The following is a 15,556-nucleotide window of genomic DNA, read 5'->3' as shown; positions in this document are numbered from 1 at the left end:
TCAAGCGTGCAGTTTGAAGTTCGAGGCGCATTGCAGTTGTTTCTCGGCGGCGGACAACGAGGTGAGCGGGCCGCTGATGGCCTCGCCATCGCGCATCACATACCAGCAGGCCAGCAAGCCCAGCTCGCGCAGAGGGGCGGGGACGGCACTGCCGATGACGGACATGATTTGAACAGTGGGCATAAGAACCTCCAATCGCTATGGAGGTCACCTTACGCGGCAGCGAGGTGTAGGAAAAATCACCTGTCTCGATAGTGGACATTGACGTGACGCGTCAGTCCACCACTTGATCAAGCATTGCCACCACTTCCTGCTCATTGAGCAAGCCCTTGCGCACAAGGTTCTCGGCGAGCAGCGCGAGGAACTTGGCGCTGCGGTGGCCTTCCAGGTGCTTGAGTTCGGTGAGGGCGCTGTAGACCTTGCTGGACGTACACAGGCCAGCGGTGCGGTGTGGGTTTTGTGTGGGCATGGTCAGTCGTCCTTGTTGTTATTGGGTGGACAGGCTCGATAGTGAGAGTGTGGTGTGACACAAACATGACAGCGCGGAGCCCGGTCGAGCAAGTAGACAATGGTGTCGATGATGTGGGATTACGGCTCGGCCATTGTCCTCACTGCGACCTTGATGCGATCAATCCAGACTTTTCATGCAAAAAAAAGGCCTCGCCGCATGGGCGAGGCCTGTTTCAGACGATTGGCGCTTACCAGCCGCGACCGTAATAGCCGTGGGGAGGGCCGTAGTAGCCACGCGGTGGGCCGTAATAGACCGGCGCCGGGCGGTAGTAAACCTGTTGTTGCACATACACCGGCGGTGGCGGTGCGTAGTAGACCGGCGGCGGGGCTGCATACACCGGCTGCGGTTGCACATACACCGGCTGTTGCTGCACGTAGACCTCACGCGGCTGGCTGGCAACCACGGAGCCCACGACGGCGGCGCCGACTAAAGCACCCAGCACGGCCGGGCCACCCCAACCACCACCGTGGGCGGAGGCTTGGCCTGCCATCGCGAGTGCGCCAACCAGCAGGGCGATTTTGGGGATTGTACGAATCATGGTCATTCCTCGGTTAGCCCCTGCGCTTGTGGTCTGCAATCAATAGACTCAAGGATTGTCGCGGGGATACTTTTAAGACAACGTATTTCTGGAAAACAGCACGGCCGCTAGGTAAAGGTTGTGTAAGGTCTGTACCGATTTGCTTACTTCAAGGAGTTACCCATGCAGATGCACCCCAACAAAGACACCCAACTGTGCATGTCTCTGTCGGCGCGCCCGGGGAATTTTGGCCTGCGTTTTCACAACCACCTGTACGAACAGTTGGGGCTGAACTTCTACTATAAAGCCTTCAGCAGCCAGGATTTGCCCGGCGCGATCGGTGGTATCCGCGCCTTGGGCATCCGAGGTTGCGGGGTGTCCATGCCGTTCAAGGAGGCCGCCATTGCCTTGGTGGATGAGCTGGACGATTCGGTTCAAGCCATCGACTCGCTGAACACCATCGTCAACACCAACGGCCATCTCAAGGCCTACAACACCGATTACATCGCCATCGAACAACTGCTGGTCAAGCACGCGGTGCCAAAAGACTCGACCTTTGCCCTGCGTGGCAGCGGCGGCATGGCCAAGGCCGTGGCCAGCGCCTTGCGTGACGGCGGCTACGCCAATGGCCTGATCGTGGCGCGCAACGAAGCGGCGGGCCGCGCGTTGGCGCAGAACCTGGGGTACGAGTGGCAGGCGGACCTGGGGGATGCACGCCCGCAGATGCTGATCAACGTGACGCCGATCGGCATGACCGGTGGGGCAGAGGCGGATGCGTTGGCGTTTGAAGCGGCGGCTGTGGATGCGGCGGATACTGTGTTCGATGTGGTAGCGATCCCCGCCGAAACACCGTTGATCGTGCGGGGGCGGGCCCAGGGCAAGCGGGTGATTACCGGGTTGGAAGTGATCGCGATTCAGGCGTTGGAGCAGTTTGTGTTGTACACCGGGGTGCGGCCGACCGATGAACAGTTCCAGGCGGCAGTGGCCTTCGCCCGCACCTGAGACCCTATGGAGATTTAATGTGGGAGCTGGCTTGCCTGCGATAGCGGTGCTTCAGTCACAGTTGCATCAACTGGCAGACTGCTATCGCAGGCAAGCCAGCTCCCACATTTAGGACGGTGTTATGCCTGTTCCAGCTGAGTCAGGCGCTCTTCCAGTGCGGCAATCCGAGCTTCCAGCTCTTCAATGCGATCCGCTGAAACCGAGCTCCCACGCTCCACCGGATTACCCCGCGCCGCCATAATCACCTCAATATCCGCCGGGTCCCCCAGCGCATGGGTATAGCGATCTTCCCGCTGCCCCGCCTGACGCGGCACCAACAGCGCCAGCCCGCGCGCAATCAGGCGTTCCAGCTGATGCACGACCTGCTCGGCATCTTCAAAGTCATGCATGCGCCCGCTGCGGGTCAGCAGCTCATTGACGGTTTGCGGGCCGCGCAGAAACAGCAGCCCGATCAGGATTACCTGGGCCGGCACCAGTTCCAGCGCCTTCTCCACGCGATGCTCCCAGCGGTCGGCGCGGCTGCCCATCACCAGGCGGGTAAAACCCTGGCCTTCGAGTACACGCAGGCTCTGGCCGACCTGGCCCTGGCTGAGGTTCATCACCGGCTCGCGGCTGGTCTTCTGGTTGCAGGCCAGCACCAGGGCGTTGAGGGTCAGGGGGTAGGTTTCCGGGTTGGTCGCCTGTTTCTCGATCAGGCAGCCCAGGATGCGGATTTCCGTGCTGTTCAGGCGCGGCTCAGGGGTGTCGGTGTCGTGCTCGGCGGTCATCGCGCTTTCCCTATGCAGTGAAGTGCCTAGCGTAAGCCGGAAAAAATAAAAGACAAGCGACTGGGCGGTCTATAATCGTCGCCTGTTCAAACCGTGCCATCACCCATGAGACTGCCATGACTATTTCCCTGTACGCCGCTTCCATCCCAGTCTTCAAGCAAATGCTCACCGCCCTGAGCGGTGTGTTGACCAAGGCCGAAGCCCACGCCACCGCCAAGAACATCGAGCCGAACGCACTGTTGCAAGCGCGTCTGTTCCCGGACATGTTCCAACTGGTGCGCCAGGTGCAGATCGCCGTCGACTTCGCCAAGGGCGTTTCCGCACGCCTGGCCGAGATCGAAGTGCCGAAATACGAAGATGGCGAAGTGACCTTCGCTGACCTGCAAGCCCTGATCGCCAAGGTGCTGGCCTTTGTCGACACCATCAAGCCTGAGCAAATCGACGGCAAGGAAGGCATCGAGATCATCACTCGTCCAGGCACGCCGAAAGAGAAGCGCTTCAGCGGCCAGTCCTACCTGCTGACCTACGGCCTGCCGCAGTTCTTCTTCCACGTCACCACCGCCTACGCCTTGCTGCGTCACAACGGTGTGGAAGTGGGCAAGCGCGACTACATGGGCGCGTTCTAAGCAGCCAAAAAAAAGCCGGGGCGGTTCACTCATGAACCGCCCCGGCTTTTTTGTGCGCGCAAATCAGGCCGGCTGTTCTTCCTTGCCCAGGCAGGCCGAAGCGGTAAACAGCACATCGGTGGACGAATTCAGCGCAGTCTCCGCCGAGTCCTGCAACACGCCGATGATGAAACCGACCGCAACCACCTGCATTGCGATCTCGCTGGGGATGCCAAACAGGCTGCACGCCAGTGGGATCAGCAGCAGCGAGCCACCGGCCACGCCCGAAGCACCGCAGGCGCAGATCGCGGCGACCACGCTGAGCAGCACGGCGGTCGGTAGGTCGACGGCGATGCCCAGGGTATGCACGGCGGCCAGCGTCAACACGGTGATGGTGATGGCGGCGCCGGCCATGTTGATGGTGGCACCGAGCGGGATCGACACCGAGTAGGTGTCCTCATGCAGGCCCAGGCGCTTGCTCAACGCCAGGTTGACCGGGATGTTCGCCGCCGAACTGCGGGTGAAGAAGGCGGTGATGCCGCTTTCGCGCAGGCACATCAGCACCAGCGGGTACGGGTTGCGGCGCAGTTTCCAGAACACGATGGCCGGGTTGATCACCAGTGCCACAAACAGCATGCAACCGATCAGTACCACCAGCAGGTGCGCATAACCGAGCAGGGCGCCGAAACCGGAGGTGGCCAAGGTCGAGGCGACCAGGCCGAAAATGCCCAGGGGCGCGAAGCGGATCACCACCCGTACGATCAACGTCACGCCGTTGGACAGGTCGTCCAGCACGGTGCGCGTGGTTTCGCCGGCATGGCGAATGGCGATGCCCATGCCGATGGCCCAGGCCAGGATGCCGATAAAATTGGCGTTCATCAGCGCGCTGACCGGGTTGTCCACCACGCTCAACAGCAGGCTTTGCAACACTTCGCCGATACCGCCGGGGGCGCTGACCGCAGCGTCATGGGTGATCAGCACCAGCGAGGAGGGGAACCACATGCTGGCAATCACCGCCACAACGGCGGCGGCAAAGGTGCCCAGCAGGTAGAGGAACAGAATCGGCTTGATGTGGGTTTCCTGGCCGTGTTTATGGTTGGCGATCGACGCCATCACCAACACAAACACCAGGATCGGCGCCACGGCCTTGAGCGCGGCGACAAACACCTTGCCGATAAACCCGGTGGCCTGGGCCGCCTCGGGCGCCAACAGCGCGAGCAGAATGCCAGCGATCAAACCGATGACAATTTGTGTAACCAGGCTGACGCGTGTCAGGCGCTGGAGCAGGGAAGGGGCAGCAGTCATAAACACTTGTCTCTGATTTTTTTAGTAGGGCGCAGCATTGCAAGCAGAAAGGGCTGTAGGAAGCAGGCGCGGAGTCTAGCATGCTGTAGGAAAGCTCCCTGGCGCTGCGGCATTCCGTCACCCGCATCCGTAGGGCTTCGGCAAAGCCAGACATACTCTGTTAAGATTCTCGCCTCTCACCTTTCCTCTCTGTCAGCGGGCCCATTGGGCTGTCGTTGCTGTCGTCGTTTCTGGAGTTTTCATGCTGTTCCCCATCCTGCTGCTGTCGGCTGCCGGCTTTACTGTGCTGACCACAGAATTCGTCATTGTCGGCCTGCTGCCGTCCATCGCCCGCGATCTGAACGTCAGCGTGTCCCAGGCCGGGCTGCTGGTGACCTTGTTCGCCTTTACCGTCGCGGCCTTCGGGCCGTTTCTTACGGCCTACTGCGCACGTTTCCCACGCAAGCGCCTGTTTATCAGCATCCTGATCCTGTTCGGCGTGGCCAATACCGTGGCCGCGCTGGCGCCGAATATCTGGGTGATGGCCCTGGCACGGTTGATCCCGGCACTGGGCTTGCCGGTGTTCTGGGCGCTGGCCAGTGAGACGGCGGTGGATATCGTTGGCCCGGAATTCGCCGGGCGCGCCATCGAGAAGATCGGCTTCGGCATCGTCTGCGCCACGGTGTTCGGCATTCCGGTGGGCACGTTGATTTCCGATATGTTCGGCTGGCGCAGTGCGTTTGCCATCCTCGCGGTCGTGGCGCTGGCCAAGGCGTTGCTGCTGTTTATCTACCTGCCGGTGACCCAGCCGAAGAACGACCAGGCGTCGCTGCGCTCGCAGTTCAAGATCCTGCGCAACCCGCTGATGCAGGGCCATATCCTGTTGTCGATCCTGGTGTTCAGCGGCATGTTCACCGCGTACACCTACCTGGCGGACATCCTCGAGCGCCTGGCCGGGTTTGACGGCACGCTGGTGGGCTGGTGCCTGATGGGTTTCGGTGCCGTCGGCCTGATCGGCAATTCATTGGGCGGGCGCGCGGTGGATCGCCACCCATTGATCGCGTCCATGGTGTTCTGCGGTTTCATGATTGCGGGGATGGTCGCACTGGTGCCGGCGATTCACTCCACGATTGGCCTGGCCACCGCGATGGCGGTGTGGGGCGTGACCCAGGCGGCGATGTTCCTCGTCAGCCATGTGCGCCTGATGAAAGCCGCGCCCCATGCGCCGGCGTTTGCGGCGTCGCTGAACATCGCCGGGGCCAACCTGGGGATTGGCCTGGGCGCGTTGGTCGGCGGGCATGTGATCGACACCCTCGGCCTCGGCAGCCTGGGGTTTGCGGCGTCTGGGTTTATCCTGGTGTCGATTCTGCTGGCGCTGTGGTTGATGACCGCCAAATCGCCTTCGACCTATGCCTGATTCATGGCAGTGGGCTTGCTGTGAAGAGGGAGCTTTTGTGGCGAGGGAGCTTGCTCCCGCTGGGCTGCGAAGCGGCCCCACGCTTTTTGGGAGCGCTGCGCACTCCAGCGGGAGCAAGCTCCCTCGCCACATAGGCGTCAGGGCAGGGCGGTGAACAACTCCCGCCGTGCCCCTTCGGTAATCGCCACGATGCCGGGGTGCTTGACCTTGCGCTCCACCGAGATCGCGTAGAACGACTCGGTGACCGCCGTGGTCTGGCCGATCAGCGCCACGCCGTACTGGCGCACCACTTCATCGGCAATCACGCTGGGGGCGATAAAGATCCCGCTGCCGGATTGGCCGAATGCCTGCATCAACGCGCTGTCGTCGAACTCACCAATGATCTTGGGCTGGATCTGCTGCTCGGCAAACCAACGCTGCAAGCGGCTGCGCACCACCGTCTCCGCGCCCGGAATCAATAACGGTGCACCCTGCAAACACTGTGGGAAATCACCGCCATAGCGGTCAGCCAACGTCTGGGTGGCGAAAAAGCTGATGCCACATTCGCCCAGCTTCTGGCTGTAGCCCTTGATGTCCAGGTGCGTCGGCATCGGGCTGTCGGAAATCACCAGGTCCAGGCGCTGGATCGCCAGGTCGGCCAGCAGGCGTTCGAGTTTGTCTTCACGGCAGGTGATGCGGATCGGTTCGCTCAGCTCCATGGTCGGCGCGATCAGCCGGTAAACGATGGATTTGGGCACCACATCCGCCACCCCGACGCGGAACACGATCTGCTGTTCATCGGGCTGCGCGCGCAGCATCGCCTCCAATTCATTGCCGGTCTGGAACATCTGTTCGGCGTAGGGCAGGGCCTGGCGCCCGGCCTCGGTCAGTTCCAACTGGCGGCCGACCCGCTGAAACAGCGCGATACCAAAGGTCTGCTCCAGCAGGCTGATCTGCCCGCTGATGGTCTGCGGCGTGAGGTTCAGTTGCTCACAGGCGCGCACGATGCTGCCTGTCTTGGCCACGACCCAGAAGTAATGCAATTGTCGGTAATTGAGCATGCGCGCTGTCACTTCGTAAAAACCGAAGTATACGCGAGAAAAATACGAATTTTCCTGAACTGTTCACCTGCATAGAATGCCTCGCTATCGCGGGGCCACTACTTGGACCCAATGGTTCTAACGAGGAATACATCATGAAACTCAATTCCCTGGGCACGGCAGCGTTGCTTGCGCTTTCATTGGTAGTGGTCAGCGGTTGTGATCAGGTCGAAAAAAGCGCGCAGCAGGTGTTGGGCAAGGCCACCGAGTCGGCCAAGCAAGCGATCGACGACACCCACAAGGCCGCCGAGCAGGCGTTGAGTGAAGCGACACAAGGGCTGATCAAGCCCGAGAAGCAAGAAGATGAAGCTGAAGAAGCTTCCGACACCAAAGAAACCTAATTCCCCAGCACAACGTCAGGACTGACCTATGGATTACCTTTTACAACTGGCCGCCAGCCCCACCGCCTGGGTTGCCCTGGCGACCTTGATCGTCATGGAGATCGTGCTGGGCATCGATAACCTGATCTTTATCTCGATCCTCACCAACAAGCTGCCCGAGCAGCACCGGGCCAAGGCGCGGCGCATCGGTATCAGCATGGCGCTGGTGTTGCGCCTGGGCCTGTTGAGCACCATCGCGTTCATCGTGCAACTGACGGCGCCGGTGTTCGAAGTGTTCGGCCAGGCGTTTTCGTGGAAGGACATGATCCTGATCGCCGGCGGCCTGTTCCTGGTCTGGAAGGCCACCACCGAGATCCATCACAGCATGGACCCGGAGCCCGAAGAGAAGGCTAGCGTCGGCAACACAGTGGCCATCGGCTTCGCGGCGGCCATCGGGCAGATCCTGTTGCTGGACCTGGTGTTCTCCATCGACAGCATCATTACCGCCGTGGGCATGACCGAGCACTTGCCGATCATGATCATCGCCGTGGTGACCTCGGTGATCGTGATGCTGGTGGCGGCTGAACCGCTGGCCAAGTTCATCAACGACAACCCGACTGTGGTGATGCTGGCCCTGGGCTTCCTGATCATGATCGGCATGACGTTGATCGCCGAAGGCTTCGGCGCCCATGTACCGAAAGGCTACGTGTATGCGGCCATGGCGTTCTCGGCGGCGATCGAGTGCTTGAACATTGCCCGACGCAACCGCCATAAGCGTTTGCTCGCCGCCCGGCAGTAATCGCAGAAACACAAAGGCCGGCTGCGCTCCCAAGAGCGCAGCCGGCCTGATCGTTCCCACGCTCTGCGTGGGAATGCCGCCCCGGGCGCTCCGCGTCCCACGATCTTACGATTCGGCGCTGACCTGCGTCGGCTCCGGGCAGGTTTGCTCGCCGTTATTCAAGCCTTGCTTGTAGTTGCGGCTCAGCAGCGACGCCTTGCCGTTGTGCCAGGTCAGCGTCAGCACGTACAGGGTGTCGTAGTCGCTGCCGGACCAGTCGTCGGTGATAGTGTGTTTTTCACCCGACGCTTCACTCGCCACCTTGTTGATCAACTCCGGCAGGTAACCGTGGGACCACGCGGTGTAGATGATGGAGTTGTGGTACTTGTCCTCGACCAACTCGTCGGCGAGGGCGCTGGTGTCGTTCGCCGAGAACTTGATGTTCACCGGCAGGCCGAGCTTGATGGCGCTGGGGCTGATGGTCATCAGTGGGCGAATGTAGCTGTAGGAATTATCGAACTCGCCTTCCTCGACATTACGCGTCGGGTTGGCGGCGAATACAAAGTTGGCCTTGCCGAATTTTTCCGGCAGTACCGTGGCAAGGTTCATCGCCCGGTTCAGGCCCTGGCAATTGAGTTGGCCCAGGCCGCCGGCGGGTTTTTCGCCGTGGCGCAGGAACACCAGGGTTTGCACGCCGTCGGCCTGTTCGGCACGGCTGGTGCGCGACTCCAAGGTCAGGCCGATGGCGCCGCCCACCAGCAACAGCGGCAACATGATGTATGAATAGCGTTTCAGGCGTTGCGCAAGGCACGGAGGCTTGATTGTCATTGGTCTAGAGTCTTCAGTGCATCGGGTGAGGGCCGACATGCCCGGCCCCAGTGACGCCAAGGGCGTCCTGCGGTTTTCCTGTCGTTATAGCAAGGTGCCTCCATTCACCGTTAAAGCGCACTTAAGAGTGCCCATGGGCGTATTGGTTCGCCCACGCGGGATAATAAGCCGCGGATGTTGCGCATTGATGACCCATGCAGGACGCCGGGCACATGACTATCATGTGGCCTTTCTGCTCAGGGGATTTCCCGATGAACCCACTCGCTGCCTTCCCGATTAATAGCAAATGGCCCGCGCACCATCCCGAGCGCTTGCAACTGTACTCGCTGCCCACGCCCAACGGGGTAAAAGTCTCGATCATGCTTGAAGAGCTGGGCCTGCCCTATGAGGCGCACAAGGTCAGTTTCGACACCCAGGACCAGTTGTCCCCCGAGTTCTTGTCCCTGAACCCCAACAACAAGATCCCCGCGATCATCGACCCCGATGGCCCGGGCGGTGTGCCGTTGGCGCTGTTCGAGTCTGGCGCGATCCTGATCTACCTCGCCGAGAAAACCAGCCAGTTGCTGTCCGAAGACCCGGCCACGCGCTACGAAACCCTGCAATGGCTGATGTTCCAGATGGGCGGTATCGGCCCGATGTTTGGCCAGTTGGGTTTCTTCAATAAGTTCGCCGGCAAGGACTACGAGGACAAGCGCCCCCGCGACCGCTACGCCGCCGAATCCCGGCGCTTGCTGGGCGTGCTGGAAAAACGCCTGCTGGGCCGCACCTGGATCATGGGCGACGACTACAGCATTGCCGACATCGCCACCTTTCCATGGATTCGCAACCTGATCGGCTTCTACGAGTCGGGTGACCTGGTGGGCATCGCCGACTTCCCTAATGTGCTGCGCGCGCTGGATGGCTTTGTCGCCCGGCCGGCGGTGATCCGTGGCCTGAATATTCCGAGCTGACCCATGCCGACTTTCGATTTCAAACAACTGGATGTCTTCAGCAGCGTCGCGCTCAAGGGCAACCCCTTGGCGGTGGTGTTGGGCGCTGACAGCCTGACGGACCAGCAGATGGCTGATTTCGCCAACTGGACCAACCTCAGTGAAACCACGTTTTTGCTGACACCTCGTGATCCCCGTGCGGACTACCGGGTGCGAATTTTCACCACTGTGCAAGAACTGCCGTTCGCCGGGCACCCGACGTTGGGCTCATGCCATGCGTGGCTGCAAGCGGGCGGTGTACCCAAGGGCGAGGACATCATCCAGGAGTGCGAAATCGGCCTGGTGCGCGTGCGCCGCCAGGGCGATGAACTGGCGTTTATTGCACCGCCATTATTGCGCGCAGGTTCAGTGGAGGCGCCCGTGCTGGAGCGTGTGTGCCAGGGGTTGGGCTTGAGCGCCGAAGACGTTGTGCACAGCCAATGGGTCGACAACGGCGCAGGGTGGCTGGCGCTGATGTTGGCCGATCGTGATCAGGTTCTGGGCCTACAGCCGGACTATGCGCAATTGCTCGGCTTGGCCGTAGGCGTGATCGCCCCTTGCGACCCCGCGCGCGACGCGGTGGATACGCAGTTTGAAGTACGCGGCTTTATCGCCGGAGATGGCGCCCCGGAAGACCCGGCCACCGGCAGCTTGAATGCCGGTATCGCCCAATGGCTGTTGGGCGAAGGCTTGGCGCCTGAGCGCTATGTGGTCAGCCAGGGCACGGCGATGGGGCGTGCGGGGCGCATTCGTGTCGAGCGCCAGGGCGATGATATCTGGGTGGGCGGTGCGGTCGCGGTGTGCATTGAAGGGCATCTACAGCTCTAGATCAATGAATTGTTACGGGCCTCGCAATACACTGTTGGGCCCTCGGCGTTTGTGTTGCCTATGCCGGTGGGCATAAGCTTTCGCCCCAAAGTTTTTAGCCCTATTTCAGGACCGCCATGACCAGCCAGTTCCCCCAAGCCCGCCCACGCCGCCTGCGCCGCTCCCCGGAGTTGCGTGGCTTGTTCCAGGAAACCGAGTTCACCCTCAACGATCTGGTACTGCCGATCTTTGTCGAAGAAGAAATCGACGACTTCGTGCCGATTACCAGCATGCCGGGCGTGCAGCGTATCCCGGAGAAGAAACTGGCCGCCGAGATCGAGCGTTACGCCCGCGCCGGTATCAAGTCGGTGATGACCTTTGGCGTGTCCCACCATCTGGACGCCAATGGCAGCGACACCTGGAAGGAACGTGGCCTGGTTTCGCGCATGTCCTCGATCATCAAGGACGCCGTGCCGGAGATGATCGTGATGTCCGACACCTGCTTCTGCGAATACACCGACCACGGCCACTGCGGCGTGATGCACGGCGCCCACGTCGATAACGACGCGACCCTGGTCAACCTCGGCAAGCAAGCCGTGGCCGCCGCCCGCGCCGGTGCCGATGTGATCGCACCGTCGGCGGCGATGGACGGCCAGGTCCAGGCAATTCGCCGCGCCTTGGATGATGCCGGTTTCACCCACATCCCGATCATGGCGTACTCCACCAAATTCGCCTCGGCGCTGTACGGCCCATTCCGCGAAGCCGGCGGCAGCGCGCTCAAGGGCGACCGCAAAAGCTACCAGATGAACCCGATGAACCGCCGCGAAGCCGTGCGCGAATCGCTGCTGGATGAGCAGGAAGGCGCGGATGCGCTGATGGTCAAGCCGGCCGGGGCCTACCTCGACATCATCCGCGACATCCGTGAAGCCTCGCGCTTGCCGGTGGCGGCATACCAGGTGAGCGGTGAGTACGCGATGATCAAGTTCGGTGCCCAGGCGGGGGCGATTGATGAGGACCGCGTGGTGCGTGAAACCCTGGGTTCGATCAAACGCGCCGGCGCGGATTTGATCTTCACCTACTTTGCGATGGACCTGGCCCTGGCTGGGATCTAAGCACACCGCAGAACCGACTGTGGGACCTGGCTTGTGTGGGAGCTGGCTTGCCTGCGATGCAGGCACCTCGGTCTTTCAGTGACACCGAGGTGATGCTATCGCAGGCAAGCCAGCTCCCACATAAGCCAGACCCCACCAAGATCAGCGCTGCGCAAACGCCAGATTCAACCCCAGCCCCGCAAAGGCTGCCGCAAAACTGCGCCGCAGCCAGTTCTGCACCCGTGGTGACTCGATCACCGCACGCCGAAACGCATTGGCCAGCAGGCCATACATCACGAACACTGCAAACGTCATCGCCATGAAAACGCCGCTCAGTACCAGCATCTGCACGGTAGGCGCGGTGCTGCCGGGCGCGACGAACTGCGGCAGGAAGGCCAGGAAAAAAATGGTCAGCTTGGGGTTGAGAATGTTCATCAACAGGCCGCGCAGCATCAGGCTGCGGGCACTGGCGACCACGGGCGTGTCACTGACGGCAAAGGCCGAGCGATCGCGCCAGGTGGCGTAGGCCACATACAGCAAGTAGGCGACACCGGCGTACTTGAGCAGGTCGAACGCCAACGCACTGGTGTGCAGCAGGGCGGACAGGCCGAGAATCGAGGCCAGCAGATGGGGGATGATCCCAGCGGTGCAGCCCAGCGCGGCGAACAGGCTGGCGCGCTTGCCGGCGGTGAGGCCGGTGGACACGGTAAAAATCACCCCGGTGCCGGGAATCAGCACCACTATCAGGCAAGTGACAAGAAAATTCAGGCTCAGCATGGCATTCAAACTCCGTGTAGGAATGGTCGAGGTCAGATCCTGTCACGATAGACGCAGGTTGGCGAGCGCACCCGGTCAGCGAACCCTGGTTACACTTGCGGGTCGATATGCCCGGTCCGTCGTTATTCAAGGAAGCGCCCATGTCCCTACGCCGCTTGATCCTGTGCATCACTCCGTTACTGGTATTGGCCGGTTGTTCCACCGCGCGCGGCCCGCAACAGCCGGAGCGTAACGCCGCCGAGGTGAAGGCGCAGATCGTGCGCCTGCTGCCGGCGACCGTGGCGGATCGCAATGGCTGGGCCCAGGACATCTACACCGCCTTCGACACCCAGAAGATCTACCCAAGCACCGAGAATATCTGCGCGGTACTGGCGGTGACCGAGCAGGAGTCTACTTATCAGGTAGACCCGCCCGTGCCGAACATGGGCAAGATCGCCAGGGACGAAATGCTGCGCCGCGCCGCCAAGGTGTATGTGCCAGCAGTGGTGGTGCGCACCACCTTGCAACTGCGTTCGCCCACCGGCAAAACCTACGCCGAGCGCCTGAATGCCGCGCGCACTGAGAAGGACTTGAGCGGTATCTTCGATGATTTCATCAGCATGGTGCCCCTGGGCAACACCTTGTTCGGCGGTTTCAACCCCGTACACACCGCCGGCCCCATGCAAGTCAGCATCGACTTCGCGCAAAAACAGGCACGGGGTTATCCCTACACGGTGGATGGCACGATCCGACGCGAAGTCTTCACCCGCCGTGGCGGCATGTACTTTGGCATTGCCCACTTGCTCGGTTACCCGGTGAACTACGATCAACCGCTGTATCGCTTCGCCGATTTCAACGCAGGCTGGTACGCCAGCCGTAACGCGGCCTTCCAGGCGGCGGTCAGCCGCGCCTCTGGCACCGAGCTGGCGCTGGATGGGGATTTGATTCGCTACGGCTCGTTGCTGCCCGGTACCACCGAGCTGGCGGTGCGCTCACTGGGCGGGAAGCTGGACATGCGCAACCCCAGCATCCGCAGCCAGTTGGAGCAGGGCGAGCAGTTGGACTTTGAAGACACCACCCTCTACAAACGTGTGTTTGCGCTGGCTGACACAGCGGCTGGCAAGCCGATGCCACGGGCAATCCTGCCGGGCATCGTGCTCAAGAGCCCGAAGATCACCCGCAACCTCACCACTGCGTGGTTTGCCAAGCGCGTGGATGAGCGCTATCAACGCTGCATGAAGCGCTGACCGTGGCGAGGGAGCTTGCTCCCGCTGGGCTGCGCAGCAGCCCCAAGGCCGTCACTGATTAGCGTCTGATCCACCGCGTTCTGCTTTTTTGGGGCCGCTTCGCAGCCCAGCGGGAGCAAGCTCCCTCGCCACGATAAACCGGCGCCACAGCCACACCCACAACCACACCACCGGGAACGCGAGGATCACAAACGGCAGCACGTAGCTGGAGCGTTCCAGGGCGTCGGCGGTGCCGTTCACCAGGTTGTCGCCGAGGTTGCTGAACATGCGGCTGAAACGTGAGGGCTGGTTTGCGCCGTCGGAGGAGCGGAAGTTCAGGGTCACGCGGTTGGTGTCGAGACGGCGTTGCTGGTTGGCGGAGACTTGCGCCAATTCCTGCAATTCGTTTTCGATGGTGGCTTGCTCTTTGCTCAAGGCGATCAAGTCGCTGACGGTGATGTCCTTGCGCTTGGCCAATTCATCCAGGCGCTGTTGCTGGGCTTGCAGGCGATCCTGGCGGCGGAGCACATCGGCGACGGCGTCGGCCAGGTCTTCGGCGGTGGTGATGCGTTGGCCGAGCGTGCCGCCTTCCGTGGCCATGGCGACCATCGGCTCCACACCGGTGGGCGCGATGCGCAGGATGATCTCGCCGCCGTTGCCGTCTTCGGTGATGCCGAGAATATTGCAGGCGCCGAAGCGTGCCGTTTCACAGGCCTCGCGCGTGGCCTGCATGCGCGGTGCGAGCAGCGCGCCGGGCAAGGCCAGGGTCAGTTCGTGCTCATAGGCCAATTGCGCGCCGGCCTGGCTTTGTTCGCCGTTGATCGCCCGTGCGCGGGAGTGATCCTTGGGCGAGCAACCGGCGAGGGTCAGGCCTGCCAGCAAGATCAAAATGAAGGGTGTGGCTTTGCCGTCCAGATGGCGCATTGCGGTTCCTTGGGAGGTGCGGGGAATTTTGGACGGCGATTAAAGCGGGTCTGGCGGATTAACGCAAAGCATCGTGCAGGATTTGCGTGACTGATGGTGATGGCTGCCGCAGAGGGGCTGGAGTACACCTCAGGCCTGACTCCAAGGAAGAACCCGCCATGATCGCTGTCCCCGAAGGTTTTGTTTCACTGCCGCGCAGCAGCCCGCTGCTCGACTTGTTGGGCCCGGCGTATTGCCGGGGTGAAGGCCTGCAACTGGAGATCGGCCTGCGTGCCGACAATCGTCATGCGAACGGGCGCGGCACGGTGCATGGCGGGGTGTTGGCGACCTTGGCGGATGTCGGCATGGGGTACGCGATGGCATTTTCCAGCGAGCCGCCGCTGCCGCTGATTACAGCGAGCATGACCTTGGACTACCTGGGCGCGGTGCAGGTGGGGGAGTGGATGGTGGTGAAGTTGGAACATCACAAGCGCGGTCGGCAGATGGCGTTTGCCACGGTGAGCGTGCAAGTGGGGGAGAAGGTGGTGGTGCGGGCGAATGCGGTGTTTGCGGTGCCCCGCTTTGATGACCGATAGAGATCAAATGTGGGAGCTGGCTTGCCTGCGATAGCGGTACATCAGCTACAGATTTGTAGCCTGGTACACAGCTATCGCAGGCAAGCCAGCTCCCACACTAA

The 15,556-nt window shown here is 61.7% G+C and carries 19 protein-coding genes; 10 read left to right on the top strand and 9 right to left on the bottom strand.

Going from position 1 to position 15,556, the window contains the following annotated elements:
* From ACU688_RS20970 to ACU688_RS20960, 3 genes are all read right to left on the bottom strand, one after another.
* Positions 1-183 carry a hypothetical protein gene (locus tag ACU688_RS20970; protein WP_448186242.1) on the bottom strand — a complete coding sequence of 61 codons (183 nt, stop codon included), beginning with the start codon at positions 181-183 and terminating at the stop codon, positions 1-3.
* A 91-nt stretch (positions 184-274) separates the two neighbouring features.
* Entirely contained in the window at positions 275-469 is a 195-nt protein-coding gene (locus ACU688_RS20965) for a hypothetical protein (protein WP_105524780.1), read from the bottom strand.
* A gap of 229 nt (positions 470-698) precedes the next feature.
* A complete protein-coding gene (locus ACU688_RS20960; protein WP_026136767.1) occupies positions 699-1,055 on the bottom strand; it encodes a hypothetical protein in 357 nt (118 codons plus the stop codon).
* 156 nt (positions 1,056-1,211) lie between these two features.
* Between ACU688_RS20960 and ACU688_RS20955 the strand changes: the two genes are divergently transcribed.
* Positions 1,212-2,030 carry a shikimate 5-dehydrogenase gene (locus tag ACU688_RS20955; RefSeq protein WP_448186241.1) on the top strand — a complete coding sequence of 273 codons (819 nt, stop codon included), beginning with the start codon at positions 1,212-1,214 and terminating at the stop codon, positions 2,028-2,030.
* 119 nt (positions 2,031-2,149) lie between these two features.
* On the opposite strand, the gene ACU688_RS20950 is transcribed toward ACU688_RS20955, so the two are convergent.
* Positions 2,150-2,797 carry a YceH family protein gene (locus tag ACU688_RS20950; RefSeq protein WP_448186240.1) on the bottom strand — a complete coding sequence of 216 codons (648 nt, stop codon included), beginning with the start codon at positions 2,795-2,797 and terminating at the stop codon, positions 2,150-2,152.
* Between the two features lie 116 nt (positions 2,798-2,913).
* On the opposite strand from ACU688_RS20950, the gene ACU688_RS20945 reads away from it, so the two are divergent.
* Complete coding sequence (locus ACU688_RS20945; protein WP_124525195.1) at positions 2,914-3,423, top strand: DUF1993 domain-containing protein; 510 nt, start codon at positions 2,914-2,916, stop codon at positions 3,421-3,423.
* 63 nt (positions 3,424-3,486) lie between these two features.
* On the opposite strand, the gene sstT is transcribed toward ACU688_RS20945, so the two are convergent.
* Positions 3,487-4,707: a serine/threonine transporter SstT gene (gene sstT, locus ACU688_RS20940; RefSeq protein ID WP_448186239.1), complete on the bottom strand. Its 1,221-nt coding sequence runs from the start codon at positions 4,705-4,707 to the stop codon at positions 3,487-3,489.
* A gap of 241 nt (positions 4,708-4,948) precedes the next feature.
* Between sstT and ACU688_RS20935 the strand changes: the two genes are divergently transcribed.
* On the top strand, positions 4,949-6,103 hold the full coding sequence (locus ACU688_RS20935) for an MFS transporter (RefSeq protein WP_448186238.1): 1,155 nt from the start codon (positions 4,949-4,951) through the stop codon (positions 6,101-6,103).
* A gap of 137 nt (positions 6,104-6,240) precedes the next feature.
* Here ACU688_RS20935 and nhaR read toward each other — a convergent pair whose 3' ends face one another.
* Positions 6,241-7,143, bottom strand: a complete 903-nt coding sequence (nhaR, locus tag ACU688_RS20930; protein ID WP_448186237.1) for a transcriptional activator NhaR — start codon at positions 7,141-7,143, stop codon at positions 6,241-6,243.
* Between the two features lie 134 nt (positions 7,144-7,277).
* Between nhaR and ACU688_RS20925 the strand changes: the two genes are divergently transcribed.
* Both ACU688_RS20925 and ACU688_RS20920 read left to right on the top strand, forming a co-directional pair.
* Complete coding sequence (locus tag ACU688_RS20925) at positions 7,278-7,523, top strand: hypothetical protein (RefSeq protein WP_124525191.1); 246 nt, start codon at positions 7,278-7,280, stop codon at positions 7,521-7,523.
* Between the two features lie 28 nt (positions 7,524-7,551).
* Entirely contained in the window at positions 7,552-8,301 is a 750-nt protein-coding gene (locus tag ACU688_RS20920; RefSeq protein WP_017736550.1) for a TerC family protein, read from the top strand.
* A 105-nt stretch (positions 8,302-8,406) separates the two neighbouring features.
* Here the strand turns inward: ACU688_RS20920 and ACU688_RS20915 are convergent, their stop codons facing one another.
* Positions 8,407-9,108 carry a histidine phosphatase family protein gene (locus tag ACU688_RS20915; protein WP_448186236.1) on the bottom strand — a complete coding sequence of 234 codons (702 nt, stop codon included), beginning with the start codon at positions 9,106-9,108 and terminating at the stop codon, positions 8,407-8,409.
* A 251-nt stretch (positions 9,109-9,359) separates the two neighbouring features.
* Between ACU688_RS20915 and ACU688_RS20910 the strand changes: the two genes are divergently transcribed.
* From ACU688_RS20910 to hemB, 3 genes are all read left to right on the top strand, one after another.
* Positions 9,360-10,058, top strand: coding sequence for a glutathione S-transferase N-terminal domain-containing protein (locus ACU688_RS20910; protein ID WP_448186235.1), 699 nt, complete (start codon positions 9,360-9,362; stop codon positions 10,056-10,058).
* Between the two features lie 3 nt (positions 10,059-10,061).
* A complete protein-coding gene (locus ACU688_RS20905) occupies positions 10,062-10,904 on the top strand; it encodes a PhzF family phenazine biosynthesis protein (RefSeq protein WP_448186234.1) in 843 nt (280 codons plus the stop codon).
* A 116-nt stretch (positions 10,905-11,020) separates the two neighbouring features.
* A complete protein-coding gene (gene hemB / locus ACU688_RS20900; RefSeq protein ID WP_112194491.1) occupies positions 11,021-11,995 on the top strand; it encodes a porphobilinogen synthase in 975 nt (324 codons plus the stop codon).
* Positions 11,996-12,136: 141 nt separating this feature from the next.
* Here hemB and ACU688_RS20895 read toward each other — a convergent pair whose 3' ends face one another.
* The gene (locus ACU688_RS20895; protein WP_448186233.1) at positions 12,137-12,751 is read right to left on the bottom strand and encodes a LysE family translocator; all 615 of its coding nucleotides are present in this window, start codon (positions 12,749-12,751) and stop codon (positions 12,137-12,139) included.
* Between the two features lie 140 nt (positions 12,752-12,891).
* Here ACU688_RS20895 and ACU688_RS20890 point away from each other — a divergent pair, with 140 nt between their 5' ends.
* Positions 12,892-13,977: a DUF1615 domain-containing protein gene (locus ACU688_RS20890; protein ID WP_448186232.1), complete on the top strand. Its 1,086-nt coding sequence runs from the start codon at positions 12,892-12,894 to the stop codon at positions 13,975-13,977.
* A 51-nt stretch (positions 13,978-14,028) separates the two neighbouring features.
* Here the strand turns inward: ACU688_RS20890 and ACU688_RS20885 are convergent, their stop codons facing one another.
* Entirely contained in the window at positions 14,029-14,880 is an 852-nt protein-coding gene (locus tag ACU688_RS20885; protein ID WP_448186231.1) for a DUF4349 domain-containing protein, read from the bottom strand.
* A 158-nt stretch (positions 14,881-15,038) separates the two neighbouring features.
* Between ACU688_RS20885 and ACU688_RS20880 the strand changes: the two genes are divergently transcribed.
* Complete coding sequence (locus tag ACU688_RS20880) at positions 15,039-15,455, top strand: PaaI family thioesterase (RefSeq protein ID WP_448186230.1); 417 nt, start codon at positions 15,039-15,041, stop codon at positions 15,453-15,455.
* The last annotated feature ends 101 nt before the right edge of the window (positions 15,456-15,556 follow it).

It is taken from the genome of Pseudomonas acericola (SeqCode), from assembly GCF_053456465.1.
This window is presented reverse-complemented; position numbering and strand designations above follow the sequence as displayed.

What these genes read in the sequence shown, in the direction of transcription:
- ACU688_RS20970 (WP_448186242.1), bottom strand. Translation starts at nt 183, where the DNA reads ATGCCCACTGTTCAAATCATGTCCGTCATCGGCAGTGCCGTCCCCGCC.
- ACU688_RS20965 (WP_105524780.1), bottom strand. Translation starts at nt 469, where the DNA reads ATGCCCACACAAAACCCACACCGCACCGCTGGCCTGTGTACGTCCAGC.
- ACU688_RS20960 (WP_026136767.1), bottom strand. Translation starts at nt 1,055, where the DNA reads ATGACCATGATTCGTACAATCCCCAAAATCGCCCTGCTGGTTGGCGCA.
- ACU688_RS20955 (WP_448186241.1), top strand. Translation starts at nt 1,212, where the DNA reads ATGCAGATGCACCCCAACAAAGACACCCAACTGTGCATGTCTCTGTCG.
- ACU688_RS20950 (WP_448186240.1), bottom strand. Translation starts at nt 2,797, where the DNA reads ATGACCGCCGAGCACGACACCGACACCCCTGAGCCGCGCCTGAACAGC.
- ACU688_RS20945 (WP_124525195.1), top strand. Translation starts at nt 2,914, where the DNA reads ATGACTATTTCCCTGTACGCCGCTTCCATCCCAGTCTTCAAGCAAATG.
- sstT (WP_448186239.1), bottom strand. Translation starts at nt 4,707, where the DNA reads ATGACTGCTGCCCCTTCCCTGCTCCAGCGCCTGACACGCGTCAGCCTG.
- ACU688_RS20935 (WP_448186238.1), top strand. Translation starts at nt 4,949, where the DNA reads ATGCTGTTCCCCATCCTGCTGCTGTCGGCTGCCGGCTTTACTGTGCTG.
- nhaR (WP_448186237.1), bottom strand. Translation starts at nt 7,143, where the DNA reads ATGCTCAATTACCGACAATTGCATTACTTCTGGGTCGTGGCCAAGACA.
- ACU688_RS20925 (WP_124525191.1), top strand. Translation starts at nt 7,278, where the DNA reads ATGAAACTCAATTCCCTGGGCACGGCAGCGTTGCTTGCGCTTTCATTG.
- ACU688_RS20920 (WP_017736550.1), top strand. Translation starts at nt 7,552, where the DNA reads ATGGATTACCTTTTACAACTGGCCGCCAGCCCCACCGCCTGGGTTGCC.
- ACU688_RS20915 (WP_448186236.1), bottom strand. Translation starts at nt 9,108, where the DNA reads ATGACAATCAAGCCTCCGTGCCTTGCGCAACGCCTGAAACGCTATTCA.
- ACU688_RS20910 (WP_448186235.1), top strand. Translation starts at nt 9,360, where the DNA reads ATGAACCCACTCGCTGCCTTCCCGATTAATAGCAAATGGCCCGCGCAC.
- ACU688_RS20905 (WP_448186234.1), top strand. Translation starts at nt 10,062, where the DNA reads ATGCCGACTTTCGATTTCAAACAACTGGATGTCTTCAGCAGCGTCGCG.
- hemB (WP_112194491.1), top strand. Translation starts at nt 11,021, where the DNA reads ATGACCAGCCAGTTCCCCCAAGCCCGCCCACGCCGCCTGCGCCGCTCC.
- ACU688_RS20895 (WP_448186233.1), bottom strand. Translation starts at nt 12,751, where the DNA reads ATGCTGAGCCTGAATTTTCTTGTCACTTGCCTGATAGTGGTGCTGATT.
- ACU688_RS20890 (WP_448186232.1), top strand. Translation starts at nt 12,892, where the DNA reads ATGTCCCTACGCCGCTTGATCCTGTGCATCACTCCGTTACTGGTATTG.
- ACU688_RS20885 (WP_448186231.1), bottom strand. Translation starts at nt 14,880, where the DNA reads ATGCGCCATCTGGACGGCAAAGCCACACCCTTCATTTTGATCTTGCTG.
- ACU688_RS20880 (WP_448186230.1), top strand. Translation starts at nt 15,039, where the DNA reads ATGATCGCTGTCCCCGAAGGTTTTGTTTCACTGCCGCGCAGCAGCCCG.